This is a genomic window from Pseudomonas sp. GW823-FHT04A03 (assembly GCF_058796615.1).
Genome location: NZ_JBXAIV010000001.1, coordinates 933,451 through 955,903 on the forward strand (window position 1 = coordinate 933,451; position 22,453 = coordinate 955,903).

Genomic DNA, 22,453 nt, shown 5'->3' on the forward strand with positions numbered 1-22,453 from the left:
GCTAAGTGGCGCTCAGGTTACCTGACGTCCTCCCCAGGTTCGGACTCGCTGCCGGACCAGTCGACGAACTGATCAAATTCGGTATCGTTAAGCCAAAAATCGAGCGTTTCTCGCTTGATACCCAGAACCTGCTCTCCGCCCACTCTGTCGATATGAGCCCTGAGTCGAATCAGACTGTCCGTCATCAAGTAACGCCAGTTCGGCGACATTCGCGTACCCGCCAGCAAAGCGTCGTGGTTTCCGTCAAACGCCCTTTGCGGAATCTCTCTTATCGGGTTGTCTTCAAGGTTCAACGCAAGCAGGCGCTCAGCCTGCAACACACCTTCCGGCCAATCGCGCAAGTCATTGCCATTCAAATGTAGGACTTCCAGTGTTGCGGTAACGGGCCCGTTGAACTGCTTCATATGATTGAAGCTCAGCTCCAGCCAGCGTAACGCCGGTAATTGCTCGGCCGTGACGCCATTGAAAACCGTCAGACGGTTGTAGTTCAGCTTCAGCCATTTGAGCCGCGGCATGGGCCCCAATGCGTCGACAAGAGCCGGGAAATCGTTGAACCGGTTACCGATGAGCCCCAGTTCTTCCAGTCGCTCCATGCCAGCAATCACCGACGGCACTGCACGCAACTCGTTGAGACCAAGATCCAGCCAGCGTACCTGGGGAAAAGCCTGAAGAAACTCTTGAACGTCTGCCCCGCTCAAACCGAGCCCCCTCAGGCTGAGCCCTTCCACGTGTGCAAACTCTGGAGACAGTCGAGGCAGCGTTCCCAGTCTGGAGATATTGGCCAGATCCAGCGTTCGATCGCTACGCACCGCCGCCCCCAGCAACCCCTTCCTCCAGCACTCCATGATTCTGAGCGAGGCATCCCGGCGGCCCTGTGACGTCGACCAGTGCCCCCCAAAAAGCGTATTTCCTGATCGGCGCGTGAAGATCCAGCCATTGAGCTGGCGTGTCATTGACTCCAATCTCTGATTCCAGTCTTCGATCCGCGCATTGACCTGTTCGACGCTTGCGTCCTGCAATAAACCCTCGACCACTTCGAAGGCCTTTTCTTCGGTCAGGGATGGATGCACCCTGCGCAAACGCCGGGTAAACGCCGGAACCTGATCCGTGAATGGTATTGGCGCGGGTATACGCAGCAACCGGCCAGCCACCAGAGTGCCGTTCTCTAGCGGCCGACTGTCCTGCTCGGGTACGTCTTCGAGCATGAATTGCGCCAGCGCCCCCTGCGGCAGATCCAGCGCCAGTTCGCATCGCTGCTGCGCGACCCGCAACTGCAAGCGTGCGTCATCGGTCAGTGGCGTCCCTGTCAGATTCATGTTCAGCACCCACTCATCGCGGGCCAGGGCTTGCCGTGGAATGTCGGAAATCAACGTATTACTCAGGTCCAGCCATCTCAGGTTGCGCAGATTGTCAGCGCCGAGCGGCCATTCCTGAAGGCGCGTCCCCTTCAAATTGAGCAATTCGAGACGCCACATCCCGGTGACATCCAGGCGACTCACGGGATTGTTGGAAAGGTCCAGCTCAAGCAGCCGGCCAGAGGACTCCCGAGGAATCGGGTTGGTGACCAGGTGGTTGCCACTGAGGTCGAGGAATTCAAGTTCGGGAAAATTGCGCAGGAATCCGCGCATCTGTCCGAGGGTGGCGTGGGGCGCTTGAAGTCGCATCACCGTGACATGGGAGAAGTCCGCCGAGAAACCGGGCAATGCTTCATCAGTGGCCAGATCCAGGTGGCGCAACGTCGGGTTTTCTTCGGCGAATGGCCTTTTTCGCCAGCACCTTTTGAGACGGGTCGCGATCCTGTCTTTTTGCGCCCGGTTCGGTCCGGTACTGGCCCAATGATCCAGGGATTGCTCAAGTTCAAGCCATTGACGCCTCAAATCCTCCAGCAATTGAAGAATGTGCGCATCGCTTTTGCCAGCCCGAATCATCTTCAGAAGCACGCCGTTGGCCCTGGAGATGCTCAGTTCCGGATAAATGCTCAGCAGTCTCACGACCAGCGAAGCGTTCAGACCGGAAAGCCCGACCGCTCCTTCGCCGCTCGCGTGATAACCCACCAGATGCTCCCTGATCCGCTGCGGAGGCTTGAACTTGAGTGTCCTGCGGCCGTGCAGCGCAAACATCGTGGCCGTATCGCCGGCATGCTCGGTAGCGTAAGCAGTGATGGCTCGCTGAAGATCACTCCCGCGGGCGGTTTCAGACAGGCCGAGGGCCTTTCGAAAGGGCTCGGGGAGCAGGCGCAAGACCGAGGCGTAAAAACCGTTTCCCGAGACCGGCAGCTCATTGAGCGCGACACCTTGTTCATTGAATGCCTGATAGAGCGGCCCCTTCTTGACCACGCTGCCTCGCACAACCGCGCTTTCGTGACCGATGGAATCGATCTGTCTGCCATCGACGCGGCCGTCACGGATATCGAGCTGCATATCAGCGGACCAACCTGGCAACTTGCTCAAGGTGTGCAGGGCAAGACGACGGGTATCAGCCGACATCATGTGCTCCATGTGCAGCCCGGCAAGCGCGCGAACCAGTCGACCACGCCGTGCATACCATCGCGCCTCCTCCAGCATTGCTTCCGGCATGCGTCCGGTGCTGTACAAAATCGCCATGTCGTCAGCGTTGGCGTGGCGAAGAATCTCTTGCGCCGCGGCGTCGCTGAGTCCGGCGTAAGCGCGCTGCAACCTGTCAACCATGGGATCCGCGATGGCACTTTCCTGGAACAGGCTTTCGAACAGCGTCGGACGATTCGCCCGGGCGTAATCGGCCAGCAGATCCCGAAAAGCCTGAGGTCGCCATACCCGGTCACCCGCCTCTTTGTCACCGAATAACGCGGATATCTCGGATTCATCGAGGGCAGACAGGATTCTGGCGGGTAACTCGCCATTGAGCACATGGCTGCGGCTCACCCGGATCGGCGGTTTATTCGCCACCTCCGCCACTGGTTGCTCCGAACCATAGCGGGTGGAAGGCCCGGTAAAGTCTGGGGTGTCATAGACCTTCAAAGTGCGCCCGACAGGCCAGCCCGGCAGTTCGATGATCAAGGGCAAGGCGTGTAAATAGCGATGATCGATGTCCAGATCGCCTGCCAATTGCTCGATGACTTGCACAACACCACGATCAGTATCAAACAGTCGCAAGGCATCCGTGAGTTCCGGAGGTGGCGAAAGGTTATCCATGTGCATCTTGCGTAACGCGTTGTCGCTGACCCCGCTGATATCACCGATCGTGAGAAGTTGTTCGTCTGTATACGCTTCAGTGATGTGTCCGATGCGCCGCAACAAGGTCTGCCGGCTCCATTTCAGCGGATTCTCGAGCGTGTGGCGCCACGCTCCCGCCGCGTTGTGAGTCAGGACAGGCTGGTACGCATGCGGATTGTCGGGGTGCCTGATACACCAGCGCCCCAGCGCCCGGTCATACACCTGCTCAAAGGTCCTGCCCTCGATCCGAATGAAGTGTCTGCCCTGTATCTCGTAACGCCCCAGCGCATCGGGCCGGACATCTGGATCGAAGCGGACCGTGCTTTCATATCCCCCGAGATCGGACTTTCTCAATCGCGCATGGCCATCAGGACGCGTGACTGGATGCAGATCCTCGATAACCGGGGCAGCATCGACCGGCTTCAGTCGGGTCAACCCCTTCGTCACGCCCCCCATCAACGCGATCAACGCCAGATTGCTCGCAATGTCCACCAGATGCGCCGTGGCAGCATGCCGATCCCCTTCGCTCCACTCGATCACGCCCTCGATGGACTCTTCCAGAAGCTGGCAAGCCATGACCCCCATCATCACTTCGCCCAGCACGGGCACAAGCATCGAAACCGTGTTCAAGATGAGCATGCCGCTGTTCAGCAATTTCGCGAACAGCGCCTTGCGAGCATTCGCATCGACATCCTCCACGGGCACGGCGTAACTGCGTGCATCTTCAAGCAGTTGCTCGCGATGACGTTCGAACAGGTAATCCCACAGATCGATATTGTCATCCCAGAAACGCAGTCCCTTGAACGGCATGTTGACCGGCGCGAGAAACGGGTCCTGGTTGGCAACCTGTCTGATCGCGGGCGCGGGTGGCACGAGATCGACAAGTGCGTTTGGCAAAGGGCTCAGCCCGTTGATCCAGTCGTTGATCCGTGCAAGATAAGACGTGATCTTGCTGCTGAACGAGGCATCCGGTGCATCGTCAGTAAACTGACTGAAGTAGTACGCACGGTCGGCATAGGCTACGAATCTGCTGAAAAATCGTTGATATTGCGTCGGCGAGCCGTCATCGACCGACGCGCTTTCCCAGGCCGTGAATCGCCGCTTGAGGGCGGCCTCCAGCTGCGAGGTCTTGTATCGCTTCAAGGGGTGATGCGGATCATCGGGAATGTACAGAATCAGTTCTTCAGGGTCCTCGAACCTCTCACTGATTGCGAACCACAGACAACCAGTCAAGCGACGCCTCATCAGGCTCATTTCACAGAACCAGATACGCCGGCCGCCAAGCAGGGGTTGGCGCTCTCCATCGAGGATTTCCTGGAGCGACGCATGATCCGCAGGCTCGATATCTCCTTGCAGCAGTGCCTGCTCGGCGGCCGCACGCAAGGCTGCTCTGCGCGCGGAGGTAAATAGTTCGCGCAGGGTTTGACGGCCTGGCTGATTTTCGGAATACAGATAATGCTTGAGGTATCGCTGATACTGGCCGCCAATGTCCAGCGTGCGGCAGGCGACCATGAATTGCCGGACGGACATCGAAGTGCGCACAGCCTTGAAAGTCCCCGCCGGCAATCGGGCGAGAAATCCCGACCGCTTGTGAAACGCACCGTTCTCACATTCGGCCGCTTCGAAATTGTGCAGCGCGGCTTGCAGCAATGACATTTTCGACACCTCGAAGGTGCCGATCTCCGTGGACCATATTCCTGCATTGATCGGTTGAATCAGCTGCAAAAACGTGTCTTCGACATCCAGTTCGACGTTGAAACGATCCTTGAGCATCGCGCACAGCAGGGTTTTGCCAAACGCATGAATGCCCTGCATGTCGGCCAACGCGTGGTCCAATCGTGTCTGGGCGCGAAAGCTCGCCGTAAAACTCTCGTTCAGAGCGCTGCGTTGTCCAGACGAGGCCTTCCGATACCAGTCCGGCAAAATGGCATTGGCGTTTCTCAACGACGCACGGCGATGGGAAGCAGCCTCCGTCAGCCAGTCGGGAATGGATTGCTCGAGCATTGCTGCGTGAATGCTTCGTGTGACGTGCTGGCGTGAAGGCTTGACGCTGCTCGAATCCGGCTGAAAGTTTTCAGACATGCTCTCGTTCCTTGGAATGAAAGCAGCAGAACACCATGCCAGGCGAGCCGGACTGCGTTAGATAGTTATCGTGACTGGCGGCGATTTGTTGCCATGGATTTCTTCTGTCATGACCGGCTCCGCAGGATTCGCAGGATTGGCTAAGCTCAAGAGGTACACTTTTCAGACGAGGGATATATGGACGATCCAGTCGACAACAAACCACCGACCTTCTGGCAGATGCTGCACAGCGTCATGGCGGCGGCGTTCGGGGTGCAGAGCGGCAAGAACCGGGCAAGGGACTTCACCCACGGCAAGCCCAGCCATTTCATCTTTCTGGGCATTGCGTTCACGGCGGTGTTCGCCCTGACGCTGTTCGGCATCGTGCAACTGGTGGTGCACCTGGCGGGCGTCTGATCCGCTCAGCGCATCAACGTCTGCAGATTGAACGGATAGCGATACGACACCGGACGGCCCTTCGCCGAGAGCTTGCGAAAGCGTACGCCGTAGTCCGGTGAAGTGCCCATGGCCAGCATTCGCCGGGCATGTTCTTTGTCGATCAGTTGCAACAGCGGAATCTGCCGGTCACGACCGCCGTACTGATTCAGATCGACGCCTTGCGCGTGATCGTGCAGCTCGACCAGCGCCCAGCCACCGAGGGTGAAATGCCCGCCGAGCAAGGCGCTCAGGCGACCGTCGACCATCGCCTGCAAGGCCTCGGGCGAGGTGTTGACCGCGCTGAACAACACGTCCTTGCCCGGCACTTTGCCGGCCTCGGACACGGCGCGCATCGCGCCGAACGCCATCTCATCGTTGGCCGCCCACACCAATGACACGTTGGGATAGCGGACCAGCAATTGCTTCGCCTGTTCGTAGGCCCGCTGTTGCGTCCAGCCGCCGTAGACCAGCTGGCGCAGACGCACCTGAGGATGTTCGGCCAGCGCCCGTTGCATGCCTTTCTCGCGCAGCTGTGCCGAGGGCGTGATCTTCAGTCCGGAAAACGCCAGCAGGTCGATGCTTTCGCCGGGCGCCACAGCCGGATGCAGACGAATCAGCTCCTTCATCATCAGGTAGCCGCCCTCCTCGTCGTTGGGCACCAGGCTGCCGATGCGATCCGCGCGCTCGGTCACCAATGCCTGCTGATTGGGCGTCAGGGCCGAATTGACGATAAAGAGCTTCACGCCGCTGTCGTTGGCCATGCGCAGAATCTGCGGCGCCACGTACTGTTCGTTGACGAACACCAGATAATCCGGGCGTTCAGGCCCCTGCAAGGCCAGTCGCGCCTGCGCGAGGGTCAGTTCCGGCTGGCGCTGGGCGTAGAGGATACGCAAGTCGATGCCCAGATCCCGGGCGGCAGCCTGCATGAATTGCGAGTAGCTGACCCAGAACGCTTCCTGCGTCGAGCCCGGATTCAGAAACAGCACCGACTCTGCACGCGCGCAGGTACCGAAAACCGCGCCGAACAGCAGCAGGCTGAGGTGGAGAAGCTTGAACATGAATCATCCGGGCCCGAGGAAAAATGGCCGCGCATTATAGCCATTCATCGCCTGGCCTTTGGCGCTTGATCCCGCCTTTTGTCCGACAATCGTCGGAGGCGGGCCCGGACGGGTCGTTTTACTGATGACTGACCCAGAACACCGCCGTTCCAACGACCAGAATGATCAGGAACAGAATGGCCCATGCATCGACGCTGCTATCGCTTTTCCTTGCCTTGGTTGGGTTGCTCATTGCATCGCCTCTTGTCGGTTTTATCGGTGATTGCAGAAAGACTCGACCACAGTTAAGACGATGATTGTCCGCACGACAAATGTGGGTTAGTTGACAGTGATTCTCGTTAGGCGATTTGGTTCTTTCCATATACTCAAACATCACTTTTGCGCATAACTGCAAACGGGTATATTGCCCCGGCTCCGTCAGGGAGTGCGCGGCCGTGCGCGCAGAATTGCAGAGGAACCATCGGACTCCAGCAAGCGAAAACGCAGCGTTTTCCGAGTGGCCAAAGCCTGAGAACAGGACTTATATGTACGTATACGACGAGTACGATCAGCGGATCATCGAGGACCGCGTCAAGCAGTTCCGTGATCAGACCCGACGCTATCTGGCAGGTGAGCTGAGCGAAGAAGAATTCCGCCCCCTGCGCCTGCAAAATGGCCTGTATATCCAGCGTTTCGCGCCGATGTTGCGCGTGGCGGTGCCTTACGGCCAGCTGACCTCGCGTCAGATGCGCATGATGGCAAAAATCGCCCGCGACTATGACAAGGGCTACGCCCACATCAGTACCCGCCAGAACGTGCAGTTCAACTGGCCGGCGCTGGAGGACATCCCGGAAATTCTCGCCGAGCTGGCCACCGTGCAGATGCACGCGATCCAGACCAGCGGCAACTGCCTGCGCAACGTCACCACCGACCAGTTCGCCGGTGTTGCGTTCGATGAGCTGATCGACCCGCGTCCGTGGTGTGAAATCGTTCGTCAGTGGACGACCTTCCACCCGGAGTTCGCCTACCTGCCGCGCAAATTCAAGATCGCCGTCAACGGATCGACCTCCGACCGTGCGGCCATCGAAGTCCACGACATCGGTCTTGAGCCGGTCCATAACGCTGCTGGCGAACTCGGTTTCCGCGTGCTGGTCGGCGGTGGTCTGGGTCGTACCCCGGTGGTCGGCGCGTTCATCAACGAATTCCTGCCATGGCAGGACCTGTTGAGCTACCTCGACGCGATCCTGCGGGTCTACAACCGCTATGGCCGTCGTGACAACAAATACAAGGCGCGGATCAAGATCCTCGTCAAGGCGCTGACTCCGGAAGTCTTCGCCCAGAAAGTCGATGCCGAGATGGAACACCTGCGCGGCGGCCAGACCACTCTGACCGAAGCCGAAGTGCATCGCGTCGCCAAACACTTCGTTGACCCGGACTACAAGGCGCTGGAAAACCAGACCGCCGACCTGGCCGCCCTCGACAAAGAGCATCCGGGCTTCGCCCGCTGGCGCACCCGCAACACTTTGGCGCACAAGAAGCCGGGTTATGTGGCCGTGACCCTGTCCCTGAAGCCGACCGGTGTTGCGCCGGGCGACATCACCGACAAGCAGCTCGACGCCGTGGCCGACCTGGCTGACCGCTACAGCTTCGGTCAACTGCGCACCTCCCACGAGCAGAACATCATTCTGGCCGACGTCGAGCAAAGCCAGCTGTTCACCCTGTGGGGCGAGCTGCGTGAAGGTGGCTTCGCCACACCGAACATCGGCCTGCTGACCGACATCATCTGCTGCCCTGGCGGTGATTTCTGCTCCCTGGCCAACGCCAAGTCGATCCCGATCGCCGAATCGATCCAGCGCCGTTTCGACGACCTGGACTACCTGTTCGACATCGGTGAACTGGACCTGAACATCTCCGGCTGCATGAACGCCTGCGGTCACCACCACGTCGGCCATATCGGCATCCTCGGCGTGGACAAAAAAGGTGAAGAGTTCTACCAGGTCTCCCTCGGCGGCAGCGCCAGCCGTGACGCCAGCCTGGGCAAGATCCTCGGCCCGTCGTTCGCCCAGGACGACATGCCGGACGTGATCTCCAAACTGATCGACGTGTACGTGGAACAACGCACCGAAGACGAGCGTTTCATCGACACCTACCAGCGTATTGGCATCGACCTCTTCAAGGAACGCGTCTATGCAGCGAATCATTAAGAACAACGAGGTCGTCGACGAAACCTGGCACCTGCTGCCGAAGGATTTCAACATCGACGAAATCAGCAACTGCGACGACCTGATCGTCCCGCTGCAGCTGTGGCGTGAACACGCCCGCATGCTCAAGGCCCGCGATGGCGGTCTGGGTGTGTGGCTGGACGCCGACGAAGAAGCCGAGGAAATCGGTGACGACGTCAATGAGTTCCAGGTGATTGCCCTGAACTTCCCGGCGTTCACCGACGGCCGCAACTACTCCAACGCCCGCCTGCTGCGTGACCGTTACGGTTTCAAAGGCGAACTGCGGGCGATTGGCGACGTGCTGCGCGACCAGCTGTTTTACATGCGCCGTTGCGGTTTCGATGCCTTCGCCCTGCGCGCGGACAAAGACCCGTACGACGCCCTTGAAAGCCTCAAGGACTTCTCGGTGACCTATCAGGCCGCCACTGACGAACCGCTGCCGCTGTTCCGTCGCCGCTGACCGTATACCCGAGCCTGCACTCGCGGGCTCGGGTATTGCCGTTTATCCCTCTCTTGTTCCCAATCTGCTCGGGCCCGGCGTGACCGGCAAGCTCAGCCCTGGATGCCTCGCCAGCGCCGCATTGGTCAGCTGTTTGCGCAGTTCCAGGCTTTCATTTCTGAAGTTGTCGAAGATCGTCGTCATTTGCTGACTGGCTGCTTCACGGGACAGCCCGACCTGCGATTCCAGGCGCGCGAACGCGTGAGCACTGCGATCGAGAACGCTGGTAAATGCATCATGACGTGTCGTCAGCAAATACTCGGCCCAAAACTCCTGCCTGCTGACTGACTCGGAAAGTTGCGTCGTCTGTTCGGCCCTGACCACCTCCAGATAGGCGTGATCGATCTGCGCGTCGGTCACCTCGGCATCCAATGGCACATTCAGGTCTGTGGGTTGCGCCGGCAACGCCAGGCGCTGCGCCAGTCGCACTCGATAAATCAGGCTGACATCCAGTGCCTGACGTTGAGTGAAAGTTCCTGCGCGGGATCGGCGCGCGATATCGAGCAACGCCTGTTTTTCTACCTGCTGCAACCGGAACAACCCGCGCAACAGACGAACCAGATCGCCTTCGAGCGTCTGTGTACCGGTGCGAGCGGCCGCCGCTGCCCGATAACACAGAACCCTGACCTCCAGATCACTGAACAGTCCCGCAACATTGGGCGCACTGACCCAGCCTGTGCGGGCCATGCGAAACAGCGCGCGACGCAACGAATCATCCTCACAGGCCGCCTCCAGCACATTCCATACCCGCTGCCCGAGCTGTTCGCGGGTTCGGGAGTAATCGGCCGTTTCACGCAGTTGCATGAGCACTTCGAATAAATCCCGGGAATCCGGATCAGCCGACAGTGACGACAACACTTGCTTCGCCCGACCGATCTCCACCGTCGGCAGGCCGTTTACCCATCCCGCCCCTTCCCGATCACCGGCCAGTCGTGCGGTGCTGGTGTACTCGGTGGTGATGACGCCCAGACTTATACCTTGTGACTGTTGGTACGCAGCGATGGCTTGCAGGCTTTCGGTCGACAGCGGATTGCCATCGATCGTGGTGCCCCGATTCAGTACAGCGCGGGAGGTGAACACGGACGTCGGGATCTCGACAATCCTGTTGTTGCGCAGATCGAGAGATTCCAGATGCACGAGCGCATTGGTATTTCCGGGCCATTCGGTGATCCCGGTATTACGCAGGCACAAGTGGCGCAAATTGCGCATCGCACTGACATCCGGAGTGCGCCCCAGGAGCGGATTGAAACCCATATCCAGCGTACGCAAGTGCTGCTTGCCGGCCAGCTCTACTATCGTCTGCTGAGTAAGCCGGATACGGTTGTTGCTCAGATCCAGACCTGTCAGCCCCGGCATGTCCCCGATCGCGACAGGGATGCGTGTCAGTCCGTTTCCTGACAGGTTCAGTACCCTGAGTCCTGGAAAATTACGCAGAAACGAGTTCAAACCTGCACTGGCACCAACGCCGCTCATTTCCAGCGCGGTGATGTGGGAAAAGTCTCCGATAAGTACCGGCATCTCCCCTAACGGCACCGCATCGAGCGTCAGACTGTAGGTCGGATGCCCCGAGTGTGCCGAGTGACGGGTTTCCTTGCGCCACGCGCGCAAAATAGCCTGCATTGCCCGCGCCTTGCTATGGGCGGGCACCTTGAGTCTCGGACCTTCCTCACCCTGATAATACGTATCGCGGTGGGTCCAGCGCTCCAGGGTTTCCACCATCGTCCGGTATTGCTCGCGCAACCGTTCAAGTGACCTGATGGCCAATACTTCGTCGGCGCCCAGTGAGGTCACGAAACGTTTGATCTGTGCGGTCGATTGGGTCGGGTACAACTCCTGCGCCCGACGCACGAGCGCGGGCGAAATGCCCAGAGATGGACTTGAAGGTGCCGATTGCTCCACGGTGACCTGTTCGATCCGGGGATCTGCCAGCCCCATGGGTGAACGATAACTCGAGCGCACCGGTGCAATTTCCAGCACTTTGGCGAAGGCTTCGCGCCGCTGCAGCGCCAATGCGGTGATTTTCTGCCGCAAGCCCGTACCGTCAACGTCCGCTTCAACGCCGATGGCCTTGCGACTGTGGGTTGGAAGGCTTTCCCACAGCGCCTGGAAAAAACTCGCCCGGGTGCGTGATGGATGACTGGAGACCCTGTTCTTACGCGTGTCCTGGACCTGATAGCGCTCGGCATAGGCTTCCAGAAGCACCTTGTGCGCAGCATCGCCCGGGCCGACGAGGGCTCGCTGGTCGGCATACACACCCCAATCCAGAATTTCGACAAATACATCGCCAGGCCAGCCCGGCAAGTGGCTCAAGGTGTCGAGTACCAACATGTCGGCATCGCGCCCGCTGGCGGCGTCCAGGTATAACCCCTCGTACGCGCGGTTCAATCGCTGTACCTGCTGATAGCGCCTGGCCTCCTCGGACAGACGCAACGGTACGATATCGGATTCAAGCTGCGCCCACTCACGCGCATCGGCATGTTGCACCAGTTCGTCGGCAACACTGGCTGAAAGCCCTGGAAATGCCTTGATGATCGGCTCGCCTCTGGAAAGCTCGCAGACGTCGGCTCGCCGGAATAACCGGTCCATCATCGCCATGCGCATCCGCGGCGCCAGCCCGGCAATATGTTTGCCCAATAACGCTATCTGGTTTTTCGACTCCACAGTGGCCGAACCCAGCAAGTGTGAACGCTCACTGTCGCTGAGCGCCGCCAGAATAGGGGTATGAAACTGGCCGTTGCGCAGTGCGTCTTCACTGAGGCTCACCTGGCGGACAGCCTTGTCTGCGCCATAGCGTGTCACTTCATTACCAAAGACGTCTTGCACAACGATTGCCATATCCTGTGGCCAGCGCCCCGCCCCTGTCAGCAAATAAAGTTGCAGATCCGCATCCGCCAGCGACGCAGACGCGGGCGTATCAATTTGCGTCATGAACTGGCTGACGTCGGAATCGGCACGAAAGCGTCTCACCGAATCCGTGAGCATCGCCATCGGCTTGCCGCGCTCGACAAATAATTTGCGCATGGCTGCCTGGCCGATCCCGCTTGCCGCAATGGCTTGCAAGGCACGGGGATCTGAAATCTTCTCCTCACGAAAACCCAAGCGACGGAACAGGGTCAACAAATTCCACTCATGAGGCAGTTCGGAGTCATGACGCCAGGCGCCAGCTCCATTGGTCTCAAGCAACGGTGAATAACGCCCGGGCAATTGCGGGTCATGGACCTCCCACAAACCGGTGCCGGTAACCGGACGCACCGCGTATGCATCGGGGCCCAGCGGCAAATAGCGGTTATCTGCGCGCCATACCAGCCCTTGCGCATCCGCAGCAAAACTGCGCGGCAAAGACTCTCGCTGACGGTAAGCCGTCATGTCCGGATTCCACAGGCGGTAAGACATTGGGCCCACCGGAACGCGGCGCAGACCCTGCATGAAACTTGACGAGCGCACGGCGGTATAAGCCTTACCCACCGCAACACCGCCGGCAGCGAAACCCACCATGAGGATCAGATTCTCAAGCGTGTCGAACAGGCAATCGGTGGCATGTTCCTGGTCACCGTGAACCCAACTGTCGATGCCCTCGTAGATCTGACCGAGCAACTGCATCCCGGCGACGGCACAAATGACCTCGCCGAGAACCGGCACGAAAGACACAAAGAACAACAGCGTATTCAGCCCGATGGCTTTATAGGAGTCTTGCCTGGCAAGGCGGGTTTTTTCATCTTCATCATCCGTCGGCACCACCAGCAGGCGAGTATCGGCCCGAACCTGCGCCGCGCGGTGTTCGAACATCGCGAGAAACAGGTTCTGCTTTGCATCACCTTGAAGATCAAGTCCTTTCAGCGGAAGGAAGGTCGTAGAAACGGGAAACTGATTCGGTCGCGCTTTCAACAAACGTACATCGAGTCCGGTGAGAAAAACCGAGCGATCCTTCATCGGGATGAAGCGCATGAAAAAACTGCGAAACTGCGAGCTGCGTAAACGGCCGCTCAACTCGAGCTCGAATTTCTGGAAGGTAGTGTATTCCTTGAGAGGATGGTCGGGATCGCCAGGCATATAGATCACACAGCGGTAATCGCCATCCGCATGTTCGCTGACCGGGCCGATGAACATCGGCCCTCTGAGCGGTACATCAAGCATTTCAAGGCTTTGATAACCCAGGGTGTTGTTGCCCAGTTTGATTGAAGTCTGCGAGTTCTTGACCGACTCAAGCATGCGGTACACATCCAGACTGATATGCCCACGCATGTAAGCGATATGCCGCTCGACATCAAACTGGTCCCTGGAACAGGCAACGGATGACTCCTGCAGACTGGCGACTTGACTATCGCTGCCGAAGAACCCTTCCACGTGCTTTTGATATTGCTTACCGAGATCCAGATAACGGCAAAGCCTGGCAAACTCGTGAGGCTGTATCGACAATAACTTATTGTTGCGCCCGGTTATCCGCTGCGGGATGTACAGCAATGAACTCTCGTGATAGGTGCTGGCCAGTGTTTCCGACAATTCGAAATTTTCACAGGCAGCGGTCAGCAAATCACGATTGATCGGCAGCACCAGTTTCCTGCGCAACCCCAACAGGCTGGACGTGGAGCGTACATGTTGAAAAATCGCCCCTTCGACCTCGAAAAAAGGTTCGCCCAGCTTCTCAGCCATGGCCTTGGCCAGCAGTGGCGTACAAAAACTCTGCGGGGATTTCAGTGCGCGCAATTGCTCAAGTGCGGCATGACGGGATTTGAAACTGGCCTTGAAACTTTCATAGAGATCGTTTCGAACAGTTTCTGAAGATTTAAGCAACCAGTCAGGAATCTGTTTTTCATACAATTCAAAAAAGACACCCTGTTGAGCGGGCGTCATGACTGGCAAGATCAATTTACTCTTTTCAACATCCATGTTTAGCAACTTTATCTCTGAAATGGGCATCCAGAATAAAGTTTCAGACTCTTTCAATACAGCGTGATTAGTTGATGAATCAACCTGTAAAACAACAACAATACGCAACTATAAAATATCTATGTACCGCACTTTCTTCCGCTGAAAATGCAGCACGCCCGCGAGCTTGATTGCTCACGAGCGTGTGAGGTGTTTACCAGAAGCGTTGCTGAGTCAGCCGGCTCCACCAGTTCAGCAAAACACGATCCACAGAACCGCTGGCCGCCATGCCGATACGCTCCTGCAGACTTTTGCGTTCGGCATAGTGCAGGTGATAGACCTCGGACTGTTTGGCGCGCTCGGCCAGGTATTCGTCGCTGGTCTTGAGTTCGTCGACCAGTTGCTTGTCCAGCGCCGCGATGCCGAGCCAGACTTCACCGGTGGCGACTTCATCGATGGCCAGTTGTGGGCGATAACGGGCGACGAAGTTCTTGAACAGTTGGTGGGTGATGTCCAGGTCTTCCTGGAATTTTTCCCGGCCCTTCTCGGTGTTTTCGCCAAACACGGTCAGGGTGCGTTTGTACTCGCCGGCGGTCAGCACTTCGAAATCGATGTCATGCTTTTTCAGCAGGCGGTTGACGTTGGGCAACTGCGCCACCACGCCGATGGAGCCGAGGATGGCGAATGGCGCGCTGATGATCTTCTCGCCGATGCACGCCATCATGTAGCCGCCACTGGCCGCAACCTTGTCGATGCACACGGTCAACGGCACGCCGGCTTCACGGACGCGCGCCAGTTGCGACGAGGCCAGGCCGTAGCTGTGCACCATGCCGCCGCCGCTTTCCAGACGCAGAACCACTTCGTCCTTCGGCGTGGCCAGGGTCAGCAGTGCGGTGATCTCGTGGCGCAGGCTCTCGGTGGCCGAGGCCTTGATGTCGCCGTCGAAGTCCAGCACGAACACCCGAGGCTTGGCGTCGGGTTTCTTCTTCTGTTTCTTCTCGGATTTGGCCTGGCCCTTGCGCAAGGCCTTGAGCTGATCCTTGTCGAGCAGGGTCTGCTCCAGCCGCTCACGCAGGCCTTTATAGAAATCGTTGAGCTTGCTGACCTGCAACTGGCCCGCGGATTTGCGCCGGCCCTTGCTGCGCAACGCAGCGAAACTTGCCAGCACCACCAGAATGGCGATGACCAGCGTCACGGTCTTGGCCAGAAAACTGGCGTATTCAGTGAAAAACTCCACAGTGACTCCTTCAAACGATGCGCGGTCGTGAAACACACGCGGGAATTGGCTCCAGCATACCCATGCACCGGCCGGTCGACCAGCCGTGAAACCTCTGGCAACAAGGCTGGAACGGGCATTTCAAACAAGCGTATGTTTTTTCATTGACAGCTCACCGTCATCCCCATAACCTCGCCACAACCTTCAACGTACCGGGATGACGCGGACGTGGGCAGCATCTACTTGATTCGACATGGCCAGGCCTCCTTTGGTGCAGACGACTATGACGTCCTGTCGCCGACCGGTGTACGCCAGGCAGAAATCCTCGGCCGCCACCTCGCCGAACTCGGAATCAGCTTCGACCGCTGCCTGTCGGGCGACCTGCGCCGCCAACAACATACGGCCAACAGCGCCCTTGAACAGTTCGCCGCCGTCGGCCTGCCGGTTCCGGCTCTGGAAATCGATTCGGCCTTCAACGAATTCGATGCCGACGCCGTGATCCGCGCCCTGCTCCCGGCCATGCTGCCGGAAGAACCCGAGGCGCTGGAGATCCTGCGCAATGCCGCGCAAAACCGTGGCGAGTTCCAGCGCATCTTCGCCCTGATCATCGAACGCTGGCTCGCCGGCACCTACGACACACCGGGCCTGGAAAGCTGGCTGGGTTTCGTCGAACGGGTACAGGCCGGGCTGCAGCGGATTCTCGAACAGGCCGACAACACCCAGAAAATCGCGGTGTTCACCTCCGGTGGCACGATCACCGCCCTGCTCCACCTCATCACTCAAATGCCTGCCCGACAGGCCTTTGAACTGAACTGGCAAATCGTCAACACCTCGCTCAACCAGCTGAAGTTCCGCGGTCGCGAGGTGGCTCTGGCTTCCTTCAACAGTCATGCACATTTGCAACTGCTGAAGGCCCCGGAACTCATCACGTTTCGCTGAGTCCGGATTACTGTGAACCTGCTGCAATCAACCAAAAAGGATCGAACCATGACCTCCGTAGCTGATGCCGTAAAAGCAATGCAAGCCAAGTTCAACCCAGCCGCCGCTGCCGGTCTGGATCTGGTCTTCGGTTTCAACATCACTGACGAAGACAAGCAATACGCCCTGATCGTCAAAGACGGCACCTGCGACATCCAGGAAGGCGAAAACCCGGACGCCAACTGCACGCTGGTGCTGGACAGCGAAACCCTGAAAGGTATCGTCAGCGGCGAAACCGACGGCATGCAGGCTTTCATGGGCGGCAAACTGCGCGTTGAAGGCGACATGATGCTGTCGATGAAACTGTCCGAGCTGTTCCCGGCTTAAGACCGCAGCCAGTCTGCAAACAAATCCCGCCCCTGTGGCGGGATTTGTCGTTTCAGGCGTTCACACCGGCAAACGACGACGCCAGCAGCTCCCGCGTATACGGGTGCCGGGCCGAATGAAACAACCCGGCCGTTTCGCCGCGTTCCACCACCTCGCCATCCTTCATCACGATCAGATCGTGGGCCAGCGCCCGCACCACCGCCAGATCATGACTGATGAACAGATAAGTCAGTCCGTGCTCCTCCTGCAACCGGCGCAACAGCGCGACGATCTGTTTCTGCACTGTGCGATCCAGCGCCGAGGTCGGCTCATCCAGCAGGATCAGATCCGGCTTGAGCACCAGCGCCCGAGCGATGGCAATGCGTTGCCGTTGCCCGCCGGAAAACTCGTGGGGATAGCGATGACGCGTCGCCGGGTCGAGCCCGACTTCCGTCAATACATCGATCACAGCCTGCTCGCGCGCCTGCGCATTCAAGTCGCTGTGCACCTGCAAACCTTCGGCAATGATCTGCTCCACACACAAACGCGGGCTGAGGCTGCCGAACGGATCCTGAAACACCACTTGCAGGCGTTTGCGCAACGGACGCAATTGTTTGCCGCTCAGTTGTTCAAGCGCCTCACCCTTGAAGCGGATGCTGCCGTCGGCGTCGATCAGGCGCAGGATCGCCTGACCCAGCGTGGATTTACCCGATCCCGACTCACCGACAATGCCCAGAGTCTTGCCCCGCTGCAGGTTCAGATCGATGCCATTGACCGCGTGCAGAAACGACTTGGCCCGCAGCCATCCGCCACCCAGCGGAAAACGCACATGCAGATCGCGAACTTCGAGCAGATCCTCCGCCGAATCCCGGCACAGCGCCGCACCGCCGGGTTCGGCGTTGAGCAATTCGATGCTGTAGGGATGCTGCGGCGCGCGGAACAATTGCTCGCAGCTCGCCTGCTCAACGATTTCGCCCGCGCGCATCACCGCCACTCGTTGGGCGATGGTGCGCACCAGATTCAAGTCATGGCTGATGATCAGCAGCGCCATGCCCAACCGCTGTTGCAGTTCCTTGAGCAGCAACAGAATCTTGCGCTGCACCGTGACGTCGAGGGCCGTGGTCGGCTCATCGGCAATCAGCAATTGCGGTTCGCACGCCAGCGCCATGGCGATCATCACCCGTTGCCGCTGCCCACCGGAGAGCTGATGCGGATACGCCTTCAGCCGCTCGCGCGGTCGTTGAATGCCCACCAGTTCCAGCAACTCCAGAATCCGCTTGCGCGCCGCCGCGCCCGCCAGGCCTTTGTGCAGCGCCAGGCTTTCGCCGAGTTGCCGCTCGATGCTGTGCAACGGGTTGAGCGAGCTCATCGGCTCCTGAAAAATCATTGCGATGCGGTTGCCGCGCAGTTGCCGCAGATAGCGCTCGTGTACACCCAGCAACTCTTCGCCGCCATAACGGATGCTGCCGTCGATCTGCGTGATGTGCGGGTCCAGCAGTTGCAAAATGCTGTGGGCCGTCACCGACTTGCCGGAACCCGACTCGCCCACCAGCGCCAGGCATTCCCCCGGGCAAATGTCGAGGTCGATGCCGTGCACCACTTCCTGCCCTTTGAACGCCACCCGCAGGTCGCGTATTTCGATCAGATGTTCACGCATATCAAGTCCTCGGGTCGAAGGCATCACGGCAGGCTTCGCCGATGAATACGAGTAGAGAAAGAATCATCGCCAGGGCAAAAAATGCCGTCAGCCCCAACCACGGTGCTTGCAGATTGTTCTTGCCCTGACCGATCAGCTCACCCAGCGAAGCACTGCCGGCGGGCATGCCGAAGCCGAGGAAATCCAGCGCCGACAACGTGGCGATCGCCCCGGTCAGAATGAACGGCAGGTACGTCAACGTTGCACTCATGGCGTTGGGCAGAATGTGCCGAACGATCACCTGCGCATCGCCGACACCCAGCGCCCGCGCCGCTTTCACGTACTCGAGCCCCCGGCTGCGCAGGAACTCGGCGCGCACCACGTCCACCAGACTCAGCCAGGAAAACAGCGCCATGATCCCCAGCAACCACCAGAAATTCGGCTCGACGAAGCCCGACAGAATGATCAGCAGATAAAGCACCGGCAGCCCTGACCAGACCTCCAGCAGACGCTGGCCGAGCAAGTCGACCCAACCGCCGTAATAGCCCTGCAAGGCACCCGCGGCGATACCGATCAACGCGCTCACCGCCGTCAACGCCAGGGCGAACAACAGCGAGACCCGCGTGCCGAATATCACCCGCGCCAGCACATCCCGCGCCTGATCGTCGGTGCCCAGCCAGTTTTCAGCGGTGGGCGGGCTCGGGGCCGGTTCGGTGAGGTCGTAGTTGGCCGTGTCGAAGCCGAACGGGATCGGCGCAAACCACATCCGTCCGCCCTGCCCCTCGATCAGTTCACGCACCTGGGCGCTGCGGTAGTCGGGCTGGAACGGCAGCTCACCGCCGAAATCCTGCTCGGTGTAGCGCTTGAACGCCGGGAAATACCACTCGCCCTGATACGTCACCAGCAGCGGTTTGTCATTGGCGACCAGTTCGCCGCCCAGGCTCAGGCCGAACAGCGCGAGAAACAGCCACAACGACCACCAGCCGCGCCGATGGGCCTTGAACCGCGCCCAACGGCGCTGTCCGATGGGAGAAAGCGTCGGCATCAGGCAGTCCTCGCGGTGAAGTCGATGCGCGGATCGACCAGCGTGTAGCACAGGTCGCCCAGCAGTTTTATCAAGAGCCCGAACAGGGTGAAGATGAACAGCGAACCGAACACCACCGGGTAATCCCGCGACACCGCCGCCTCGTAGCTCAGGCGGCCGAGACCGTCGAGGGAGAAGATCACTTCGATCAGCAACGAGCCGCCGAAAAAAACCGCGACCAATGCCTGAGGCAATCCGGCCACCACCAGCAGCATCGCGTTGCGAAACACATGCCCGTACAACACCTGTCGTTCACTCAGGCCCTTGGCCCGGGCCGTGACCACGTACAGCCGCGAGATCTCGTTGAGGAAGCTGTTCTTGGTCAGGATCGTCAGCGTCGCGAAACCGCCGATCACCAGCGCACTGACCGGTAACACCAGATGCCAGAAGTAATCGGCGACCTTGCCCCATAGCGACAGCTCGGCAAAGTTGTCCGAGACCAGCCCGCGCACCGGAAACCAATCCAGCGCCGTACCGCCGGCGAACACCACGATCAGCAGCAGCGCAAACAGAAAACCGGGCATCGCATAGCCGATGATGATCGCCGCGCTGCTCCAGACATCGAACGCCGAGCCGTTGTGCACGGCCTTGCGAATGCCCAGCGGAATCGATACCAGATAAGTGATCAGCGTCGCCCACAATCCCAGCGACAAGGTCACCGGCAGCTTCTGCCAGATCAGCTCGGTCACCGTCGCGCCCAGGAAGAAACTTTTGCCGAAGTCCAGTTGCGCGTAGCTCTTGAGCATCAGCCACAAGCGCTCACCGGCACTTTTGTCGAAACCGTACTGACGCTCGATCTCGGCCACCAGTTTCGGGTCCAGGCCACGGGTCGCGCGGGACTCGCCGCCAATGCTCTCGACATGACTGGCACCCACCGCCGCACCGACACCAATCCCCTGCAATCGGGCGATGGCCTGCTCGACCGGGCCTCCGGGCGCGGCCTGCACGATGACGAAGTTCACCAGCAGAATCGCCAGCAAGGTCGGCACGATCAGCAGCAGACGCCGCAGGCTATAACCCCACATGGGCATACTCCTTTTGCTGTTGCTGCATTTGCGTCGAGGTCAGCGCGGTCGGGCTGATTTCCCACCAGGTGTCGAGGCCGGCGTCGTACAGCGGCGCAATTGCCGGGCGACCGAAACGGTTCCACCACACCGTGGAAATCCCCGGCGGGTAATAGTTGGGAATCCAGTAGTAGCCCCACTGCAACACCCGATCCAGAGCATGGGCGTGACGCAGAAGACTCTCGCGATTGTCGGCCTGCACCACGCCTTCGAGCAGCGCATCCACCGCCGGGTCGCGCAGCACCATGTAGTTGTTGGAGCCGGGATCGTCGGCGCCGTCGGAACCGAAATAGTTGAACAGCTCGCGCCCCGGCGCCTGACTCACCGGGTAACCGACGACGATCATGTCGTAGTCGCGGCTGCGCACGCGGTTGGTGTATTGCGCGGTGTCGACCTGACGAATATCGAAGCCGATGCCGATCTGCGCCAGGTTGCGCTTGAAGGGAAGCAGCAGGCGCTCGAAACCCTTCTGGCCGTTGAGGAAGGTGAATTGCAACGGCTCGCCGGCGGCATTCACCAGTTGATCGCCACGGGGTTTCCAGCCAGCAGCATCCAGCAATTTCAGCGCCTGCAACTGCTGCGCACGAATGTTGCCGCTGCCGTCGGTGCGCGGCGCTTCGAATACCTGGTTGAAGACTTCATCGGGAATCTTGCCGCGCCACGGTTCGAGGATTTTCAGTTCTTCGGCATCCGGCAGTTCGGTGGCCGACAACGCACTGTGGGAAAAGAAGCTGCGCTGGCGCAGGTACATGCTGCGCATCATCTGCCGGTTGCTCCATTCGAAATCCCAGAGCATGGCGATCGCCTGCCGGACCCGGCGATCCTGAAACATCGGCTTCTGCAGATTGAATACAAACCCTTGGGAACCTTGCGCAGCACCGGGTGCGAGGTGTTCGCGCAGCAGCTTGCCCTGCTCCAGCGCCGCGCCGGCATAACCGATGGTGTAACTGGTGGCGGAGAACTCGCGGTTGTAATCGAAACCGCCGGCCTTGAGCACTTGTCGCGACACGTCGGTGTCGGCAAAGAACTCCACGCTCAACTGATCGAAGTTGTAGAGCCCCCGGGTGATCGGCAGATCTCTGCCCCACCAGTCCTTGATCCGCTGGAATTTCACGCTGCGCCCGGCATCCACCGCGCTGACCTTGTACGGCCCGCTGCCCGGCGGAATCTCGAAGCCTGCGCCATCGGCGAAGTTGCGCGTGCGCCACCAATGCTCGGGCAGCACCGGCAACGTCGCCAGATCCAGCGGCAAGGTACGGCTCTCGTTGTTCTTGAACACGAAACGCACCTCGGTCGGCGACTCGACCTGCACCTCGGCGACATCGCGAAACTGCTGGCGATACTTGAGGCTGCCCTGAGTGGTGAACAGCTCGAAGGTGTAGCGCACGTCTTCGGCGGTGATCGGCGTGCCGTCCTCGAACCGTGCCTTGGGGTTGAGGTAAAAGCGCAGCCAGCGCCGGTCCGCATCCAGCTCCATGCGTTGCGCCACCAGACCATAGACGCTGTAAGGCTCGTCCTTGCTCCGATAGGCCAGCGGCGCATAGAGCCAGCCGTCGATGTCGGCAACGCCGGTGCCTTTGTCGATGTAGGGAATCAGGTGATCGAACGGGCCGCTCTCCAGTGAAGAGCGGCGCAAGGTTCCACCCTTGGGTGCGTCGGGGTTGGCGTAGGCCAGGTGCTGGAAGTCCGGGGCGTATTTCGGCGCTTCGCCGTAGACCGTGAGGGCGTGCTTTGGCGCCGCGAACAGCGCCGGGCTCAGCACCAGACCGACGCTGAACAGAATGACTCTGGAAAACATGGGCAGATCCTTTCACCACGTGCCTGCCTGACTGTGATGTGCAACAGGCCGGGCCTT

The 22,453-nt window shown here is 59.5% G+C and carries 13 protein-coding genes; 5 read left to right on the forward strand and 8 right to left on the reverse strand.

The window, feature by feature from the left end; all coding sequences use genetic code 11:
* Nucleotides 1–17: 17 nt before the first annotated feature.
* Nucleotides 18–5,273, reverse strand: a complete 5,256-nt coding sequence (locus AC1Q9F_RS03920; RefSeq protein WP_492618895.1) for a dermonecrotic toxin domain-containing protein — start codon at nt 5,271–5,273, stop codon at nt 18–20.
* 177 nt (nt 5,274–5,450) lie between these two features.
* On the opposite strand from AC1Q9F_RS03920, the gene AC1Q9F_RS03925 reads away from it, so the two are divergent.
* Complete coding sequence (locus AC1Q9F_RS03925; protein WP_007959515.1) at nt 5,451–5,669, forward strand: DUF2970 domain-containing protein; 219 nt, start codon at nt 5,451–5,453, stop codon at nt 5,667–5,669.
* A gap of 5 nt (nt 5,670–5,674) precedes the next feature.
* Here the strand turns inward: AC1Q9F_RS03925 and AC1Q9F_RS03930 are convergent, their stop codons facing one another.
* Nucleotides 5,675–6,748 carry an ABC transporter substrate-binding protein gene (locus tag AC1Q9F_RS03930; protein WP_492618894.1) on the reverse strand — a complete coding sequence of 358 codons (1,074 nt, stop codon included), beginning with the start codon at nt 6,746–6,748 and terminating at the stop codon, nt 5,675–5,677.
* A 524-nt stretch (nt 6,749–7,272) separates the two neighbouring features.
* Between AC1Q9F_RS03930 and AC1Q9F_RS03935 the strand changes: the two genes are divergently transcribed.
* Nucleotides 7,273–8,931 (forward strand): nitrite/sulfite reductase, encoded by a 1,659-nt coding sequence (locus tag AC1Q9F_RS03935; protein ID WP_207982912.1) that lies wholly within the window; start codon nt 7,273–7,275, stop codon nt 8,929–8,931.
* Nucleotides 8,915–9,409: a DUF934 domain-containing protein gene (locus tag AC1Q9F_RS03940; protein ID WP_007959510.1), complete on the forward strand. Its 495-nt coding sequence runs from the start codon at nt 8,915–8,917 to the stop codon at nt 9,407–9,409. Before AC1Q9F_RS03935 ends, AC1Q9F_RS03940 begins: the two co-directional genes overlap by 17 nt.
* Before the next feature lie 42 nt (nt 9,410–9,451).
* On the opposite strand, the gene AC1Q9F_RS03945 is transcribed toward AC1Q9F_RS03940, so the two are convergent.
* On the reverse strand, nt 9,452–14,335 hold the full coding sequence (locus AC1Q9F_RS03945) for an NEL-type E3 ubiquitin ligase domain-containing protein (RefSeq protein WP_492618893.1): 4,884 nt from the start codon (nt 14,333–14,335) through the stop codon (nt 9,452–9,454).
* 193 nt (nt 14,336–14,528) lie between these two features.
* Nucleotides 14,529–15,551, reverse strand: coding sequence for a protease SohB (sohB, locus tag AC1Q9F_RS03950; protein WP_207982914.1), 1,023 nt, complete (start codon nt 15,549–15,551; stop codon nt 14,529–14,531).
* Nucleotides 15,552–15,758: 207 nt separating this feature from the next.
* Between sohB and AC1Q9F_RS03955 the strand changes: the two genes are divergently transcribed.
* Both AC1Q9F_RS03955 and AC1Q9F_RS03960 read left to right on the forward strand, forming a co-directional pair.
* Nucleotides 15,759–16,469 carry a histidine phosphatase family protein gene (locus AC1Q9F_RS03955; protein ID WP_007959503.1) on the forward strand — a complete coding sequence of 237 codons (711 nt, stop codon included), beginning with the start codon at nt 15,759–15,761 and terminating at the stop codon, nt 16,467–16,469.
* A 48-nt stretch (nt 16,470–16,517) separates the two neighbouring features.
* Nucleotides 16,518–16,835, forward strand: a complete 318-nt coding sequence (locus AC1Q9F_RS03960; protein WP_007959502.1) for an SCP2 sterol-binding domain-containing protein — start codon at nt 16,518–16,520, stop codon at nt 16,833–16,835.
* Nucleotides 16,836–16,887: 52 nt separating this feature from the next.
* Here the strand turns inward: AC1Q9F_RS03960 and AC1Q9F_RS03965 are convergent, their stop codons facing one another.
* Genes AC1Q9F_RS03965 through AC1Q9F_RS03980 form a run of 4 tightly spaced genes read right to left on the reverse strand, consistent with a single transcriptional unit; the run spans nt 16,888 to nt 22,396 of the window.
* On the reverse strand, nt 16,888–18,471 hold the full coding sequence (locus AC1Q9F_RS03965; protein ID WP_492618892.1) for an ABC transporter ATP-binding protein: 1,584 nt from the start codon (nt 18,469–18,471) through the stop codon (nt 16,888–16,890).
* Between the two features lies 1 nt (nt 18,472).
* A complete protein-coding gene (locus AC1Q9F_RS03970) occupies nt 18,473–19,495 on the reverse strand; it encodes an ABC transporter permease (RefSeq protein WP_492618891.1) in 1,023 nt (340 codons plus the stop codon).
* Nucleotides 19,495–20,559 carry a microcin C ABC transporter permease YejB gene (locus tag AC1Q9F_RS03975; RefSeq protein WP_492618890.1) on the reverse strand — a complete coding sequence of 355 codons (1,065 nt, stop codon included), beginning with the start codon at nt 20,557–20,559 and terminating at the stop codon, nt 19,495–19,497. Before AC1Q9F_RS03975 ends, AC1Q9F_RS03970 begins: the two co-directional genes overlap by 1 nt.
* On the reverse strand, nt 20,546–22,396 hold the full coding sequence (locus AC1Q9F_RS03980) for an extracellular solute-binding protein (RefSeq protein WP_492618889.1): 1,851 nt from the start codon (nt 22,394–22,396) through the stop codon (nt 20,546–20,548). The genes AC1Q9F_RS03975 and AC1Q9F_RS03980 overlap by 14 nt, the downstream gene beginning before the upstream one ends.
* Nucleotides 22,397–22,453: the final 57 nt, after the last annotated feature.

Bases quoted from the DNA above. Each gene is read 5' to 3' on its own strand.
- AC1Q9F_RS03920 (WP_492618895.1), bottom strand. From the start codon at position 5,273: ATGTCTGAAAACTTTCAGCCGGATTCGAGCAGCGTCAAGCCTTCACGC.
- AC1Q9F_RS03925 (WP_007959515.1), top strand. From the start codon at position 5,451: ATGGACGATCCAGTCGACAACAAACCACCGACCTTCTGGCAGATGCTG.
- AC1Q9F_RS03930 (WP_492618894.1), bottom strand. From the start codon at position 6,748: ATGTTCAAGCTTCTCCACCTCAGCCTGCTGCTGTTCGGCGCGGTTTTC.
- AC1Q9F_RS03935 (WP_207982912.1), top strand. From the start codon at position 7,273: ATGTACGTATACGACGAGTACGATCAGCGGATCATCGAGGACCGCGTC.
- AC1Q9F_RS03940 (WP_007959510.1), top strand. From the start codon at position 8,915: ATGCAGCGAATCATTAAGAACAACGAGGTCGTCGACGAAACCTGGCAC.
- AC1Q9F_RS03945 (WP_492618893.1), bottom strand. From the start codon at position 14,335: ATGGATGTTGAAAAGAGTAAATTGATCTTGCCAGTCATGACGCCCGCT.
- AC1Q9F_RS03960 (WP_007959502.1), top strand. From the start codon at position 16,518: ATGACCTCCGTAGCTGATGCCGTAAAAGCAATGCAAGCCAAGTTCAAC.
- AC1Q9F_RS03965 (WP_492618892.1), bottom strand. From the start codon at position 18,471: ATGCGTGAACATCTGATCGAAATACGCGACCTGCGGGTGGCGTTCAAA.
- AC1Q9F_RS03970 (WP_492618891.1), bottom strand. From the start codon at position 19,495: ATGCCGACGCTTTCTCCCATCGGACAGCGCCGTTGGGCGCGGTTCAAG.
- AC1Q9F_RS03975 (WP_492618890.1), bottom strand. From the start codon at position 20,559: ATGTGGGGTTATAGCCTGCGGCGTCTGCTGCTGATCGTGCCGACCTTG.
- AC1Q9F_RS03980 (WP_492618889.1), bottom strand. From the start codon at position 22,396: ATGTTTTCCAGAGTCATTCTGTTCAGCGTCGGTCTGGTGCTGAGCCCG.